This window comes from Streptomyces sp. NPDC090798, from assembly GCF_044768965.1.
Lineage (GTDB): Bacteria > Actinomycetota > Actinomycetes > Streptomycetales > Streptomycetaceae > Streptomyces.
Map to the genome: position 1 here is coordinate 275,134 of NZ_JBIVXA010000010.1, position 14,276 is coordinate 289,409.

The window sequence follows — 14,276 nt, forward strand, 5'->3', positions numbered from 1 at the left end:
TGGAAAGGGGTGGTTTGCCCGGAAAATAGGGGAGGAAGCGGGCGCGCTGTGGAGTGCGTCACAGGCACGTAATGGCCACGGGATGTGCCCGGATTACGCTGGTTGGCGTTCGCGAAATCTTTGCGTTTAGGGGCGGGGAAAGCGGGCAGAAGGATACGGGAAGCTAATCTTCGGGTTAATGCAAGAATAAGCATGGTGAGTGCCTCGTCAATTGATGCACGATTAAGCCCAGGTAAGTCCGTGGGGAGAACACGCCGGGGCTCCGCCCCGGACCCCGGTGTGTTCTTCGGGTGCGGGTGGGTGGGGGCTGGACGCGCAGTTCCCCGCGCCCCTGAAAGCCCCCAGCTCGTCCGGCGCGCGAGGGCGAGGCCGATGGGGTGCCGGGGCGTAGCCCCGCGCCCCAGGGGCGCGGGGAACTGCGCGCCAAGCCCCCACTCACCCGCACCCGACACACCCGCCCGCCAGGTACGGCTAGGACCACGCCTGCGTTGCCGCGCGGCGTCCCGCTTCCAGGTCGACCGTGAGGCCGGACTCGGCCAGCGCCGCCCCCAACGCCGCGAGGCAGGAATGCACGACCCCCGGCGTCGCGTCGGGCCCATAGTGGTTCACCCGGATCATCTCCTTCGCCAGCGCACCCCCGCCCGCGACCAACGGCAGCACCGGATCCGCGGCCAACGCCTTCGCGACCAGTACCCCCGCATCGACCCCGGACGGCGCTCGCAACGTCGTGGCGACCGGCGCCGCGTCCCCCGCCTCGTACACATACGGCTCCAGCCCGCCACCGAGAGCGACCGCCCCCGCCCGCGTGGCCGCCGCCGCCAGGGCGTGGCGGCGCATCACCGCGTCGAGCCCCTCCGCCTCGATCCGCTCGACACAGGCCTCCAGTGCCAGCATCTCCAGCTGCGCCGGCGCGTGCAGCAGCGCCTTGCGCCCGCCGTCGACCCACCGCTCCTTCCAGTCCAGCAGGGAGAGGTAGGACCGACGCGGCGCCCCGGGATTGGCGGCCATCCGCGCCCACGCCCGCTCGCTCACGGACACGGCCGACACCCCGGCAGGACCGCCCATCGCCTTCTGCGCCCCGATCACGCACAGGTCGACTCCCCATGCGTCCGGCAGCACCGGCTCCGCGCCGATCGAGGCGACGGCGTCCAGGTAGAACAGCGCGCCGTGCGCTCGCGCCACCTCGCCGATCTCCGCGACGGGGTTCGTGTTGCCCGTCGCCGCTTCCGCGTGCACCAGCGAGACGAAGTCGATCGCCGGATGCTCGGCAAAGGCGTCACGCACCTGCGAGGCCGTCACCGCCGTGTGGAACGGCACCGCGAGATCGATCACCGTCGCCCCGCAGTCCCGCAGCCAGTTCCCGAAGGTCTGCCCGTAGGGCCCGGTGATCACGTTGAGCGCGGTGGTGCCGGGCCCGGCCGCGGCGCGAATGGCACCCTCCAGGGGCAACAGCGCCTCGCCCTGCATGATCACGACGTCCTGCTCGGTGGAGAGCAGCCGCGCCACGCGGTCCTCGATCGCCGCGAAGTGTGCGGCGCTCAGCGGGGCGAGGTCCAGGAAGGGATGGGTCACGGCGGTGCTCTCTTCGCTCACGGGTTCCAATGCGCAGCCCCGAGCGTATCCGGCGGCCTTGTCACGCCGCGGCGATCCTCGGTCGTACGGGCGGGCACCCCCAGGTCATACGGCTGTACGGCCCCGCGAGGCATGACTTCTGAGGCCGAACGGCGCAACAACCATCGGATTGATTTGAGTGAGTCAAACCTTTCCTTATAATCGGAATCCTCAGTTCCCTCACAGGAGGTTCCCGTGAACTCGGTCCCCGGACGCCGGACGCGCATTCTGGCCGCCACCACCGCCACGGCCGGGCTGCTGCTCGTGGCCGGCTGTTCCTCGGGCGGCGGAGGGGGCCAGAGCAGTGCCAAGGGCGTTCCCCTGGTCAAGGCGGGCCAGGTCACGACCTGCACCCACCTCCCGTACCCGCCGTTCCAGTCGGAGATCAACGGCAAGGTGCAGGGCTTCGACGTCGCGCTGATCGACCTGGTCGCGTGGGACCTCGGCGTGAAGCAGGCCGTCGTCGACACGCCCTTCGAGAACTTCAAGACGGGCGCCTTCCTCAACTCCGGCCAGTGCGACCTCGCCGCGGCCGGCATGACGATCACGCCGGAGCGCAAGAAGAACGTCGACTTCTCCGACCCGTACTTCGAGGCCACCCAGGCCGTCCTGGTCGACAAGAAGAGCGGCGTCAACTCCCTCGCCGACGTGAAGGCCAAGGGCAAGAAGCTCGGCGCCCAGGCACAGACGACGGGTGAGGACTACGTGCGCAAGCACGGCTACGACCCGGTCTCCTTCGAGTCCTCCGACGCGGTTCTGAGCGGCCTGCGCACCGGCCAGGTCCAGGCCGTCATCATCGACTACCCGGTCGTCCAGGGCTGGCTGAAGGACAAGGCGAACGCCGACGCCTTCAAGGTGGTCGACAACCTCAACACCGGTGAGCAGTACGGCTTCACGGTCAAGAAGGGCAACACCAAGCTGCTCGCCGAGATCAACAAGGCGATCAAGCAGGCCAAGGCCGACGGCACGTACAAGAAGCTCTACGAGAAGTGGATCGGCCCGTACCCCGCGTCCGCGGCCACCGCCTCCCCGTCCGCCTCATGAGCGATGCCGACGCACGACTCCAGCCCCGCAGGTCCGGCCTGACCCGGCGCCAGAAACGCGCCCTGTCGCGCGGCGCGCAGTACGTCGTCTTCGTCGCCGCCGTGATCGCCTTCGCGGTCGCGGCGGACTGGGGACGTCTGAAGAACCAGTTCGCGCAGTGGGACCTGGTCAAGCAGATGTTCCCGGACGTCATCACGCTGGCACTGAAGAACACCGTGCTCTACACGATGTCCGGCTTCGTCGTCGGTCTCGTGCTCGGCCTGGTCATCGCCCTGATGCGACTGTCCTCGGTGGGCCCCTACCGCTGGGTCGCCGGCATCTACATCGAGATCTTCCGGGGCCTGCCCGCCCTGCTGATCTTCGTCTTCGTGGGCGTCGCCGTACCGCTCGCGTTCCCGGGCACGGAGATCCCCGGCGGCACCTACGGCAAGGTGGCGCTCGCGCTCGGCCTGGTCTCGGCCGCGTACATGGCCGAGACGATCCGGGCGGGCATCCAGGCGGTCCCCAAGGGCCAGATGGAGGCGGCCCGCTCGCTGGGCTTCTCGCACGCGAGGGCCATGGTCTCGATCATCATCCCGCAGGCGTTCCGCATCGTGATCCCGCCGCTCACCAACGAGCTCGTCCTGCTCTTCAAGGACTCCTCGCTGGTGCTGTTCCTCGGGGTCACCCTGGAGGAGCGCGAACTCACCAAGTTCGGGCGCGACCTGGCGAGCCAGACCGCCAACTCCACACCGATCCTGGTCGCGGGCCTGTGCTACCTGCTCGTCACCGTGCCGCTCGGATTCGTCGTACGCCGCCTGGAGGCCAAGGCCGGGGAGGCCACCAAGTGACCAGCACCAGCAGTACCGGCAGTACCGGCACCGGCACTCCGGAGATCGACGTCCGGGACCTGCACAAGTCCTTCGGCGACAACGACGTCCTGCGCGGTATCGACCTGGAGATCGGACAGGGCGAGGTCGTCTGCGTCATCGGACCCTCCGGCTCCGGCAAGTCCACCCTGCTCCGCTGCGTGAACCTCCTGGAGGAACCCACCAAGGGGCAGGTCTTCGTCGGCGGTACCGAGGTCACGCACCCCGACGTCGACATCGACGCCGTACGCCGCCGGATCGGCATGGTCTTCCAGCAGTTCAACCTGTTCCCGCACCTGTCGGTGACCGAGAACCTCACGCTCCCGCAGCGCCGGGTGCTGAAGCGGGACAAGGAGGAGGCGGCCAAGGTCGCCGCCGAGAACCTGGAGCGGGTGGGCCTGTCCGAGAAGGCCGACGCCTACCCCTCCTCCCTCTCCGGCGGCCAGCAGCAGCGCGTCGCGATCGCCCGCGCGCTCGCCATGGGGCCCGAGGTGATGCTCTTCGACGAGCCGACCTCGGCGCTCGACCCGGAGCTCGTCGGCGACGTACTCGCCGTCATGCGCAGGCTCGCCCACGAGGGCATGACGATGATGGTCGTCACCCACGAGATGAGCTTCGCGCGCGAGGTCGCCGACCGGGTCGTCTTCATGGACGGCGGCGTGATCGTCGAGGACGGCGCCCCCGCCCAGGTCATCGGCAACCCGAGCCACGAGCGCACCCGCCACTTCCTGTCCAGGCTGCTGGACCCGGCGATGGCGGACGTCGAGGAGGACGTGGAGGAGGGGGAAAAGGGGCTGTAGCACCTCGCCGTTCGGCACGAATTAAGGTGCGGTGCATGAGCGATCGCGCGGTGCTGCACGTGAAGGGGCGGGTGCTCGTCGGGCCCGACGACGTCCGGGACGAACTCTGGGTCGTCGGCGGGAGGATCTCCTACGAGCGTCCCGCCGGCGCCCGGGACATCCGTACCGTCGAGGGCTGGGCCCTCCCCGGTCTCGTCGACGCGCACTGCCATGTCGGCCTCGACGCGCACGGCCCCGTCCCCGACGACGTCTCCGAGAAGCAGGCGCTCACCGACCGCGAGGCCGGCACCCTGCTCATCCGGGACGCGGGCTCGCCCTCCGACACCCGCTGGATCGACGACCGCGCCGACCTCCCGAAGATCATCCGCGCGGGCCGGCACATCGCCCGCACCCGCCGCTACATCCGCAACTACGCGCACGAGATCGAGCCGGAGGACCTGGTCGCGTACGTCGCCCAGGAGGCCCGGCGCGGCGACGGCTGGGTGAAACTGGTCGGCGACTGGATCGACCGCGAGACAGGCGACCTCGGCGCCTGCTGGCCGCGCGAGGCCGCCGCGGCGGCGATCGCCGAGGCACACCGCCTCGGCGCGCGGGTGACCGCGCACTGCTTCGCGGAGGACTCGCTCAGGGACCTGGTCGAGGCGGGCATCGACTGCGTCGAGCACGCGACCGGCCTGACCGAGGAGACGATCCCCCTCTTCGCCGCCCGAGGGGTCGCGATCGTCCCCACGCTCGTCAACATCGCCACCTTCCCGCAGCTCGCCGCCGGGGGAGAGACGAAGTTCCCGCGCTGGTCGGCGCACATGCGGGCACTGCACGAACGCCGCTACGACACCGTGCGCGCCGCCTACGACGCCGGAGTCCCGGTCTACGTCGGCACCGACGCGGGCGGTTCGCTGGCCCACGGTCTGGTCGCCGGCGAGGTCGCCGAACTCGTCACCGCGGGCATCCCGCCGGTCGAGGCGCTGTCCGCGACGGCCTGGGGCGCCCGGCGGTGGCTCGGGCGGCCGGGGCTCGACGAGGGCGCGCCCGCCGACCTCGTGGTGTACGAGGGGGATCCGCGCGCCGACGTACGGGTGCTGGCGGCTCCCCGCCGGGTGGTGCTGAACGGGCGGGTCGTGGGTTAGCGGCGGGGAGGACGTCCCGTCGTCCGGTTGACGGAGCGTTACGCGTCCGCCGGCTGCCTCGTTACGCACCACCGTGCGCGCTCCGGAGCTTGGACCGGCGTGTTCGGGGCGGGGCAGTTGAGTGGGTGACAGTGGGGAACATCCGTGCCCGGCGGTGTCGTGAGATTCGAACGAACTCCCGGAAACCCCACGTTGGAGTGAAGTCACGTCAGGTTGCTGACTGTTCACTCTCGGTGCGTAATTCTTACCGGGTCCCAAGCTGTTCTCTCCTGGGGGTCCCACCCTTGAACGCCAACACCAACTTCCGCATGCCCGCACGCCGTTTCACCGCCACCGCGGCGGCCACCGTCCTCGCCGCCGGTCCGGTGGTGCTGGCCGGTGCGGGTTCCGCGCACGCGAGCGCCGACCACGGTCGCGCGAGCGCCGTCGTGCTGCGCACCGGGCTCGACGTGTCCCTGCTCAACAAGACCGTGAACGTCCCGCTCACGGTCTCCCTCAACGAGGTGCGGGCGCCGCGGAGCGCCGAGCGGACCGCGCTGACGGCGAGCCTGGACGGGGTCGACGGTGGGCAGCCGTTCAGTGTGCTGCGGGCGGATGCCGCCTCCGCGAAGGCGACGGCGTCCGCGTCGGGGGCCGAGGCGTCCACGAACCTCACCCATGCGCGGATCCATGTCCCCGGGCTGCCGTTGCTGTCCCTCATCGAGGTCGGGCAGGTGACCTCGAAGGCGACCTGTGAGGCCGGGCGCAAGCCCGTGGCTTCCGCCACCCTTCTGGGCGGGGTGACCGTCCTCGGCAAGAAGGTGACGTTGACGGTGGGCGGTCCGACCGAGGTGAAGGTACCGGGGGTCGGTGAGGTCCGGCTCGACTTCTCCAGGACGCTGACCACGTCCCGTACGGCGGCCGCGTCCGCGCTCGAACTCAAGGTCTCCGTCAACCCGTTGAAGCTGAACGTGGCGGATGTGGAAGGCACCCTGACCCTGGGGTCCGTCACCTGCGAGACTCCGGCCGCGGCCGCTGTCTCCGTGTCTGCCCCCGCCTCCGCCCCCGACATCAAGCCCCAGGGGGCACCGGCGGAGTCGGGCCTCGCCGAGACCGGTGGTTCGTCGACGACCCCGTATGTGGTGGGTGGCGCGGTCGTGCTCCTGGCCGCGGGTGGAGCGGCCGTCGCCCTGGCCCGCCGCCGCCACTCCTGACCCGACCTGTTCCTCGCCCCCGCCGCCCCTACCCGTCCCATCCCGAACCCGGGGGCTCCGCCCCCAGACCCCCCATCGGCCTGAACGGCCTCGTCCTCAAACGCCGGACAGGCTGAAAGACGCGCGCCAGCGCCCTTGAGGGGCGCGGGGAACTGCGCGCCCAGCCCCCACTCATCCGCAGCCGAAGAACCTGGCGGGGAATGCGGGGCGAAGCCCCCGCCTCAGGGGCGCGGGGAACTGCGCGAGCAGCCCCCACTCACCCGCAGCCGAAGAACGCACCCCGGGGGTCTGGGGGCGGAGCCTCCAGGAACGGGATGGGACGGGTAGGGGCGGCGGGGGCGAGGAACCCGGGGCGCACCCATCCTCATCGCCCAGCCACCGCCATCGCCCGATCCAACGCCTGGAGGAGTCCATTGACGGTCGCCCGGTCCCGTACGGCCACGCGCAGCCACTCCTCCCCCAGCCCCGGAAACGTATCCCCACGCCGCACCGCAAACCCGAGCCCCCGCAACTGACGCCGCACCACCGCCGCCCGAGGCAGCCGAATCAGCACGAAAGGACCCTCGGCGGGTTCGACGACCCGCAACCCGTCGGGCTCGAACTCCCTGAGCCCCGCGACAAGATGGGCCCGGTCGGAGCCGACCCGCCGAGCCGCGTGCGCGGCCTCCGCGAGCGCCCGGGGCGACACGCACACCTCGGCCGCCACGAGGGCCGGCGTGGAGACGGGCCAGAGCGGCTGCGCACGGGACAGCTCACGGACCGTGTCGGGCGCGGCCAGGACGTACCCGATCCGCAACCCCGCCAGCCCCCACGTCTTCGTGAGGCTGCGCAGCACGACAAGCCCGGGAATGTCCGTACGCCCGGCGAGCGCCTCCCGCTCACCCGGCACCGCGTCCATGAACGCCTCGTCGACCACCAACGTCCGCCCGGGCCGGGCGAGCGCGGCGATCGCGGCCGCCGGGTGCAGCACGGACGTCGGATTGGTCGGATTGCCGATGACGACGAGGTCCGCGTCCTCGGGCACGGCCGCGGGGTCCAGCCGAAAGCCGTCCGACTCACGCAACAGCACCCGGTCGACCGTGTGGCCGGCCTCCCGCAGCGCCACCTCCGGCTCGGTGAACTGCGGGTGGACTACCACCGGCTGACGGACCTTCAGGGCCCGGGCCAGCAGCACGAACGCCTCCGCCGCCCCCGCCGTCAGAAGCACCCGCTCCACCGGCACCCCGTGCCGAGCCGCCACCGCGGCCCGCGCGGCCCGCCCGTCCGGGTAGGCCGCGAGCCCGTCCAGCGACGCGGCGACGCGCTCGCGCAACCACGCCGGAGGCGTGTCCGCACGGACGTTCACGGCGAGATCGGTGAGCGTCGAGCCGTCGTCCCGCACCTCGGCGTCCCCGTGGTGCCGCAGATCGTGCGCGCCGCCCCCATGCGCGCCCTCAGTGCGCATGCGCATGCCCGCCGTGGTGGTGCCCGTGGTCACCGTCGTGGTGGTGGTGCCCGTCGTCGTCCGGGTGGAAGTGCGGCTGCTGGGGGAGGCCCACCTTGTCCTCGAAGCCGGGCAGCGCGATGCGGTAGACGCAGGAGTCGCAGTTCATCCGCAGGTCGCCCTTGACGGCCTCCCGGTACCGCTCCATGACCAGGTCGAGCAGCTCCGGCTCGGGTCCGATGACCTCGGCCGACCGCACCTCGACGTCCGGGTGCGCGGCCGCCCAGCCCTCGGTCTGCTGCCGCACCCGGTCGGGGAGGATGCCGGTGAACAGGAAATACGGCAGCACCACAACCCTCCGCGCGCCCAGCTTCACACAGCGGTCCAGGCCCGACGGGACGTCCGGCGCCGCCAGCGACACGAACGCCGTCTCGACGCCCGCGTACCCGCGCCCCTCCCACAGCAGCCGCGCCGCCTTGTGCACCTCGGCGTTGGCGTCCGGGTCGGTGGAGCCGCGCCCGACGAGCAGCACGGTCACATCGGCCCGGTCCTCGGGCGAACGGGCCGCGGAGCCGAGCGCCTCGTCCAGCCGCCGTTCGAGCACCGCCAGCAGCGACGGGTGCGGGCCCAGCGGGCGCCCGTACGTGTACGAGATCCCGGGGTGCCGCTCCTTCTCGCGGGCCAGCGCCGCCGGGATGTCCCCCTTGGCGTGCCCGGCGGACACCAGCATCAGCGGGACGGCGGCGAACCGGCGTACCCCCTGCTCGACCAGTTCGGTCACGGCGTCACCCAGCGGCGGCGGCGACAGTTCGATGAACCCTCCGGCGACGGGCAGTTCGGGGTGACGGTGCCCCAACTGCCGTACGAAGTCGCGGAAGGCCTCGGCTCCGGCCGCGTCCCGGGTGCCGTGTCCGGCGATGAGCAGGGCGGGGGGCGGGGTGGTCACGAAAACTCCTTGGTAGCGGGGTGGTACAGCAGGGCGTTGAGCGCGGCGGCGGCGACCGCCGAGCCGCCCTTCTCGGACACGTTGCTGACAGCGGGCACTCCGCTCTCGCGCAGCGCGGCCTTGGACTCGGCAGCGCCGACGAAGCCGACGGGCAGCCCGATGACGAGCGCCGGGTCGGCGTCGAGCGTCAGCAGCTCCTCCAGCGCGGTCGGCGCACAGCCGATCACCCAGAGCGCGCCGGGCCCGACGTCCTCGTACGCGAGCCGGATCGCGTGGGCCGAACGGGTCAGCCCCGGGCCGGACTTGGCGTCCTTGAGGCGGCAGACGGTGTCGCGGCGCGTGATGCCCGCCGCGACCATCTCCACGTCCACCACGACCGGCGCCCCGGCGTGCAGCGCCGCGTGCGCCTTCGCCAGGGCGTCCTCGTCGGTGACGAGGTCGTCCGCGTAGTCGAGGTCGGCCGCGGAGTGGATGACCCGCTCCACGACCGCCCGCGTCAGCGGCGGGAGGTGCGAGGTGTCCAGGCGGGCACGCAGCCGCCGGAAGGACTCCTGCTCGATGGGGTGCACGACCCGGTTCTCCGGGAACACCTGGCTCACTCGGCTCACTTGGGCTCCTCCTGCCAGCGGTAGCCGCGCGGTGTCACCATGCGCCCGGCGATCTCACGCGTCGCCGTGTTGCCCACGGTCACCACGGTCATCATGTCGACGATCGCCGGATCCATGGACCCCAGCGACGTCACCCGGCTCGACTCGTCCGGCCGGGAGGCGTTGCGGACCACCCCGACCGGCGTTGTCGGTTCCCGGTGCTCGGCGAGGATCGCGAGCGCCTTCAGGAGCTGCCAGTCGCGGCCCCGGCTGCGCGGGTTGTAGAAGGTCACGACGATGTCGGCCTCCGCGGCGGCCCGCACCCGGCGCTCGATGACCTCCCACGGTGTGTGCAGGTCGGAGAGGCTGATCGACACATGGTCGTGGCCCAGCGGCGCGCCCAGGATCGCTCCGGCCGCGAGCGCGGCGGTCACGCCCGGCACCCCGACCACGTCGATGTCGTCGGACGCCTCGGCCAGCGCGGGTGACGCCATCGCGTACACGCCCGCGTCCCCGCTGCCGATCAGCGCGACGGCCTGCCCGCGCCGCGCCTCGGCCACCGCCGTGCGCGCCCGCTCCTCCTCGGCGCCGAGCCCGGACTCCAGGATCAGAGTGCCGGGGCGCAGCAGATCGCGGATCTGGTCGACGTACTGGTCGAGCCCGACGAGCACGGACGCCCGCCGCAGCTCCTCCTTCGCCCGCGGGGTGAGCAGGTCACGGGCGCCGGGCCCGAGCCCGACCACCGCGAGCCGCCCGCGCGCCACCCGGCGCACGACGGCACAGGTGGCCATCGCGGGCTGCCCGTCCGCACGCGTCGACTTCCGCTTGGGCACGAGGAGTTCACCGCCGTGTACGAGGGCGGCGGCCTCCGCCACGGACGGGGTGCCGACGGCGGTGAGCGGCGCGTTCGAGGGGTTCGGCACGTCCACCGTCGCCAACTCCTCGGCGGTGTACGTCACCACGGGCACCCCGAGCCGTTCGGCGGCCTCGACGATGCCGGGCTCCTCGGCCTTGGCGTCGACGGTGGCCAGTTCCGCGAGGGACCTCGGGGACAGCCCGGCGTCACGGAGCGCGTCCTCGACGAGACCGAGAACTTCCGCCGCCGGGGCGCCCCTGGACGCGCCGACCCCCACCACGAGGGAGGGCGGCCGCAGCAGCACTTCGCGTTCGCCGGGCGCCACGGCCCGGTCGGTGACACGAATGCCGTACGCGCCCTCCGCCGTGACCGGCAGGGGCGGCAGGGGCCACGCCAACTCCGCGCGCAGGGCGACGGGTTCGCCGTCCAGCAGCGCCCGGGTGACCGCGGCGACCTCGCCCTCCACGGGGAAGCCGAGCGTGTCGAGCCCCGGCACCCCGACCGCGTCCGTCGCCGTTGTCACCACCGGCTCGGCCCCGAGCAACTCGCCTACCTCGCGGGCGAGTTCGTTGGCGCCGCCGCCATGACCGCCGACGAGCGACACGGCGAACCGCCCGCCCTCGTCCACGCACACGACCCCCGGGTCGGACGTCTTGTCGCCCAGCAGCGGCGCGATCAGCCGCACCACCGCCCCCGTGGCGAGGAAGCACACCAACTGGTCGCACTCCGCGAAGGCCCGCCGCACGGCGTCCCCGACGGACCCGGCGGACGCGGCCCCGGCGGACTCACCGGACGCGGACCCGGCGGCCCCGACGGACCAGTCGTACACCCGCGTACGGGTGGGCCAGGCCGCGGCCAGCCGGTCACGGGCCGCCGCGCCCGCCGCCGTGGCGGAAATCAGGCCGATCACTGGAGGACTCCTTCGGTACGCGCCGGAGGCCGGACGCCCCACAGCAGAAAAACGGGGTTGGTGGCCGCGAGCCGGGTGACGTTCCCCGGCAGCGGCGCGAGCCTGGAGGACTGCAGCAGTACGCCGTCGCAGTCGAACCCGGCGGCGATGAGCGCCTCCCGGGCCGCCGGCACCCGGTCGAGCGCGGCCATGGCGATGACGACGGACCGCCGGGCCCGCCGCGCGCAGACGGTCACGATCGCGGGCAGCTCGCGCCCCCCGCCGCCGATGAACACGGCATCCGGATCGTCGAGGTCGGACAGCACGGTCGGCGCGGCCCCGTGCACCACCCGGACGTCGACGCCGTGCGCCTCGGCGTTGGCGAGGATCCGGTCGCAGCCGTCCCGTGTCTTCTCGACCGCGGTGACGGCGGCCCCGAACCGCGCGCACTCGACGGCGACGGACCCGGAGCCCGCGCCGACGTCCCAGACCAGCTCGCCAAGGCGCGGCCCGAGCCGGGCCAGCGCCAGCGCCCGCACCTCGAACTTGCTGATCATCGAGTCGCGGTGGGCGAACTCGCGCTCGTCCAGGGCCCACCGGTCGGGTCCGGCCGGGGGACCGGCGACCGTCCGCACGGGGGCGAGGGCCCGGGACTCGTCGAGGCACAGGACGACACTCACCGCCGTACCCCAGTCGCGGGCCGCGGCCTGAGCCGGGGTGACCCGCTCCACGTGCTCGTGTTCGGGGTCGCCGAGGGCGCTCGCCACGACGAGGACGCGCCCGGTGGAGCGGTGGGCGAGGGCGGCGCCCAGCTCGGCGGGCCCGGAGCCGGGCCCGGTCAGCACCGCCACCTTGGGGTGGGAGCGGCAGACCTGGACGGCCGTGCGCAGCGCGCGCCCGTGGGCGCTCACCACGACCGCGTCGTCCCAGGGCAGCCCGAGCCGCGCGAAGGCGGTCGCGACGGACGAGACACCGGGGCGCACGTCCAGCCGCTCCGCTCCGAACCGCTCGGCCAGCGCCCGCACGATCCCGAAGAACCCGGGGTCACCGGAGGCGAGCACGACGACGCGCCGCTCCTTCTCCAGGCATCCCTCGATCGCGTCAAGGGCGGGCGCGAGCGGCCCGAGGACGATCCGCTCCACCGCGTCCGGCAGCCGCGCTGCCGCGAGGTGCCGCCGGGCGCCCACCACGAGCCCGGCGTCGGCCAGCGCGTCCGAGGCGTCCGTGGAAAGCGGTGCCCCCGTCCCCGTACCGAAGACGGTGATCACGACGGACTGCCCTTGCGGGCCGCGCGCAGCTCCGCGCGTGCCTGCGGATCGGCCCTGCGGAACCCGTGGAAGTGACCGGGGTGGTAGAGGTGCGAGCGGGTGCCGGTCGCGTCGAGGGCGGGGCCGACCAGGAAGAGGGTGTGCTTCCAGAGCTTGTGCTCCTTGACGGTCTCCTCCAGCGTCTCGATCGTGCACTTCACGATGAGTTCCTCCGGCCAGGTCGCCTGGTAGGCGACCACGACCGGCGTGGCCGTCGGATAGCCGCCCTCCAGCAGCTCCCGTACGAGCTGTCCGCTGCGGGCGGCCGACAGGAACAGCGCCATGGTCGTGCCGTGCCGCGCGAACTCCCGGACCTCCTCGCCGGGCGGCATGGGCGTCTTGCCGCCGCCGAGCCGGGTGAGGATCACGGACTGCGCGACCTCGGGGATCGTCAGCTCGCGCTGGGCGAGCGCGGCCACGGCGGAGAAGGAGGAGACGCCGGGAATGATCTCGGTCTCGACGCCGATGTCCGCACACCGGTCCAGCTGCTCCTGCGTACCGCCCCACAGGGCCGGGTCGCCGGAGTGGATGCGGGCCACCTTCAGCCCTTCCGCCGCCGCCCGCTCGTACACGGCCACGACGTCCTCCAGGGACATCGTCGCCGAGTCCAGGATCTCCGCCCCCTCGCGCGCGTGCCCGAGGACCTCGGCCTGCACCAGGCTGGCCGCCCAGATCACGACGTCGGCCTCGGCGATGGCGCGCGCGGCGCGGAACGTCAGCAGGTCGGCGGCGCCGGGCCCTGCCCCGACGATGGTCACCTTGCCGGTGGGGGCATCGGCCATGGGAATCGGTCCTCTCCTACGGATGAATCGGGTGCTGCGAGAAGTCGGTCGGCGCGTCAGTGGGCGCGAGGTCGTCGCCGGATGTGCGCGAACGGGGTGCGATCGGATACGAAGGGCTCATGGCGGTTTTCGTCGCGCTCGGCGCGTTCCTGATGACGCTGGCCGGCGGCTGGACGGCACAGCGGGTCACCGACCGCCGCCACCTGGTGCTGGGCCTGGCGGGCGGGCTGATGCTCGGCGTGGTCGGCCTGGATCTGCTCCCGGAGGCGCTGAACGCGGCGGGCGAGGAGGTGTTCGGCGTACCGGCCGCCCTGCTGCTGTTCGTCGCCGGGTTCCTGTTGGCCCATTTGGTGGAACGTCTGCTGGCCGCCCGGCAGGCCGCGCACGGCGGCGAGGAGCACGACGGACGCGCGCCCGAGGTGGGCCTGACGGCCGCCGCGGCGATGGTCGGGCACAGCGCCATGGACGGCGTCGCGATCGGCGCCGCCTTCCAGGTCGGCGGCGGTATGGGCCTGGCGGTCGCGCTCGCGGTGATCGCCCACGACTTCGCGGACGGCTTCAACACGTACACGATCACGAGCCTGTACGGGAACGCGCGCCGCAAGGCGATCACGATGCTGTGCGCGGACGCGGTGGCCCCGGTGATCGGCGCCGCGTCGACCCTGTTCTTCACCATCCCGGAGAAAGCGCTCGGCTGTTATCTCGGCCTCTTCGGCGGCGTACTCCTGTACCTGGCCGCCGCCGAGATCCTCCCCGAGGCGCACCACGAGCACCCGGCCCGCTCGACCCTGCTGTGCACGATCGCGGGAGCGGGGTTCATCTGGCTGGTGGTGGGTCTCGCCGGAAGCGGGTGACGTTGTGGG

Annotated in this window: 13 protein-coding genes; 6 read left to right on the forward strand and 7 right to left on the reverse strand. The window is 72.5% G+C overall.

Annotated features, from left to right (window positions below; genetic code table 11):
- Nucleotides 1-471: 471 nt before the first annotated feature.
- On the reverse strand, nucleotides 472-1,572 hold the full coding sequence (locus ACIQTP_RS23360) for a pyridoxal-phosphate-dependent aminotransferase family protein (RefSeq protein ID WP_403402758.1): 1,101 nt from the start codon (nucleotides 1,570-1,572) through the stop codon (nucleotides 472-474).
- 234 nt (nucleotides 1,573-1,806) lie between these two features.
- On the opposite strand from ACIQTP_RS23360, the gene ACIQTP_RS23365 reads away from it, so the two are divergent.
- The 5 genes from ACIQTP_RS23365 (at nucleotide 1,807) to ACIQTP_RS23385 (ending at nucleotide 6,623) form a co-directional block, all read left to right on the forward strand.
- Nucleotides 1,807-2,655, forward strand: a complete 849-nt coding sequence (locus tag ACIQTP_RS23365; protein ID WP_403402529.1) for a transporter substrate-binding domain-containing protein — start codon at nucleotides 1,807-1,809, stop codon at nucleotides 2,653-2,655.
- Entirely contained in the window at nucleotides 2,652-3,485 is an 834-nt protein-coding gene (locus ACIQTP_RS23370; protein WP_402043015.1) for an amino acid ABC transporter permease, read from the forward strand. The genes ACIQTP_RS23365 and ACIQTP_RS23370 overlap by 4 nt, the downstream gene beginning before the upstream one ends.
- Complete coding sequence (locus tag ACIQTP_RS23375) at nucleotides 3,482-4,303, forward strand: amino acid ABC transporter ATP-binding protein (protein ID WP_403402531.1); 822 nt, start codon at nucleotides 3,482-3,484, stop codon at nucleotides 4,301-4,303. The genes ACIQTP_RS23370 and ACIQTP_RS23375 overlap by 4 nt, the downstream gene beginning before the upstream one ends.
- Before the next feature lie 35 nt (nucleotides 4,304-4,338).
- Nucleotides 4,339-5,430 (forward strand): amidohydrolase family protein, encoded by a 1,092-nt coding sequence (locus ACIQTP_RS23380; protein WP_403402534.1) that lies wholly within the window; start codon nucleotides 4,339-4,341, stop codon nucleotides 5,428-5,430.
- 284 nt (nucleotides 5,431-5,714) lie between these two features.
- Nucleotides 5,715-6,623 carry an SCO1860 family LAETG-anchored protein gene (locus ACIQTP_RS23385; protein ID WP_403402537.1) on the forward strand — a complete coding sequence of 303 codons (909 nt, stop codon included), beginning with the start codon at nucleotides 5,715-5,717 and terminating at the stop codon, nucleotides 6,621-6,623.
- 364 nt (nucleotides 6,624-6,987) lie between these two features.
- Here ACIQTP_RS23385 and cobC read toward each other — a convergent pair whose 3' ends face one another.
- The 6 genes from cobC to cobM are packed head-to-tail and all read right to left on the reverse strand — an operon-like array spanning nucleotide 6,988 to nucleotide 13,413.
- Complete coding sequence (gene cobC, locus ACIQTP_RS23390; protein ID WP_403402539.1) at nucleotides 6,988-8,073, reverse strand: Rv2231c family pyridoxal phosphate-dependent protein CobC; 1,086 nt, start codon at nucleotides 8,071-8,073, stop codon at nucleotides 6,988-6,990.
- Nucleotides 8,057-8,992, reverse strand: coding sequence for a sirohydrochlorin chelatase (locus tag ACIQTP_RS23395; RefSeq protein WP_403402542.1), 936 nt, complete (start codon nucleotides 8,990-8,992; stop codon nucleotides 8,057-8,059). The genes cobC and ACIQTP_RS23395 overlap by 17 nt, the downstream gene beginning before the upstream one ends.
- Nucleotides 8,989-9,591: a precorrin-8X methylmutase gene (locus ACIQTP_RS23400; RefSeq protein WP_403402759.1), complete on the reverse strand. Its 603-nt coding sequence runs from the start codon at nucleotides 9,589-9,591 to the stop codon at nucleotides 8,989-8,991. Before ACIQTP_RS23400 ends, ACIQTP_RS23395 begins: the two co-directional genes overlap by 4 nt.
- 5 nt (nucleotides 9,592-9,596) lie before the next feature.
- Nucleotides 9,597-11,345, reverse strand: coding sequence for a precorrin-3B C(17)-methyltransferase (gene cobJ / locus ACIQTP_RS23405; protein WP_403402545.1), 1,749 nt, complete (start codon nucleotides 11,343-11,345; stop codon nucleotides 9,597-9,599).
- Nucleotides 11,342-12,592 carry a precorrin-6y C5,15-methyltransferase (decarboxylating) subunit CbiE gene (cbiE, locus tag ACIQTP_RS23410; protein ID WP_403402548.1) on the reverse strand — a complete coding sequence of 417 codons (1,251 nt, stop codon included), beginning with the start codon at nucleotides 12,590-12,592 and terminating at the stop codon, nucleotides 11,342-11,344. The genes cobJ and cbiE overlap by 4 nt, the downstream gene beginning before the upstream one ends.
- On the reverse strand, nucleotides 12,589-13,413 hold the full coding sequence (gene cobM, locus ACIQTP_RS23415) for a precorrin-4 C(11)-methyltransferase (RefSeq protein WP_403402551.1): 825 nt from the start codon (nucleotides 13,411-13,413) through the stop codon (nucleotides 12,589-12,591). Before cobM ends, cbiE begins: the two co-directional genes overlap by 4 nt.
- A gap of 119 nt (nucleotides 13,414-13,532) precedes the next feature.
- Here cobM and ACIQTP_RS23420 point away from each other — a divergent pair, with 119 nt between their 5' ends.
- On the forward strand, nucleotides 13,533-14,267 hold the full coding sequence (locus tag ACIQTP_RS23420) for a ZIP family metal transporter (protein ID WP_403402554.1): 735 nt from the start codon (nucleotides 13,533-13,535) through the stop codon (nucleotides 14,265-14,267).
- Nucleotides 14,268-14,276: the final 9 nt, after the last annotated feature.

What these genes read in the sequence shown, in the direction of transcription:
- ACIQTP_RS23370 (WP_402043015.1), top strand. Translation starts at nt 2,652, where the DNA reads ATGAGCGATGCCGACGCACGACTCCAGCCCCGCAGGTCCGGCCTGACC.
- cobM (WP_403402551.1), bottom strand. Translation starts at nt 13,413, where the DNA reads ATGGCCGATGCCCCCACCGGCAAGGTGACCATCGTCGGGGCAGGGCCC.
- cobC (WP_403402539.1), bottom strand. Translation starts at nt 8,073, where the DNA reads ATGCGCATGCGCACTGAGGGCGCGCATGGGGGCGGCGCGCACGATCTG.
- ACIQTP_RS23420 (WP_403402554.1), top strand. Translation starts at nt 13,533, where the DNA reads ATGGCGGTTTTCGTCGCGCTCGGCGCGTTCCTGATGACGCTGGCCGGC.
- ACIQTP_RS23380 (WP_403402534.1), top strand. Translation starts at nt 4,339, where the DNA reads ATGAGCGATCGCGCGGTGCTGCACGTGAAGGGGCGGGTGCTCGTCGGG.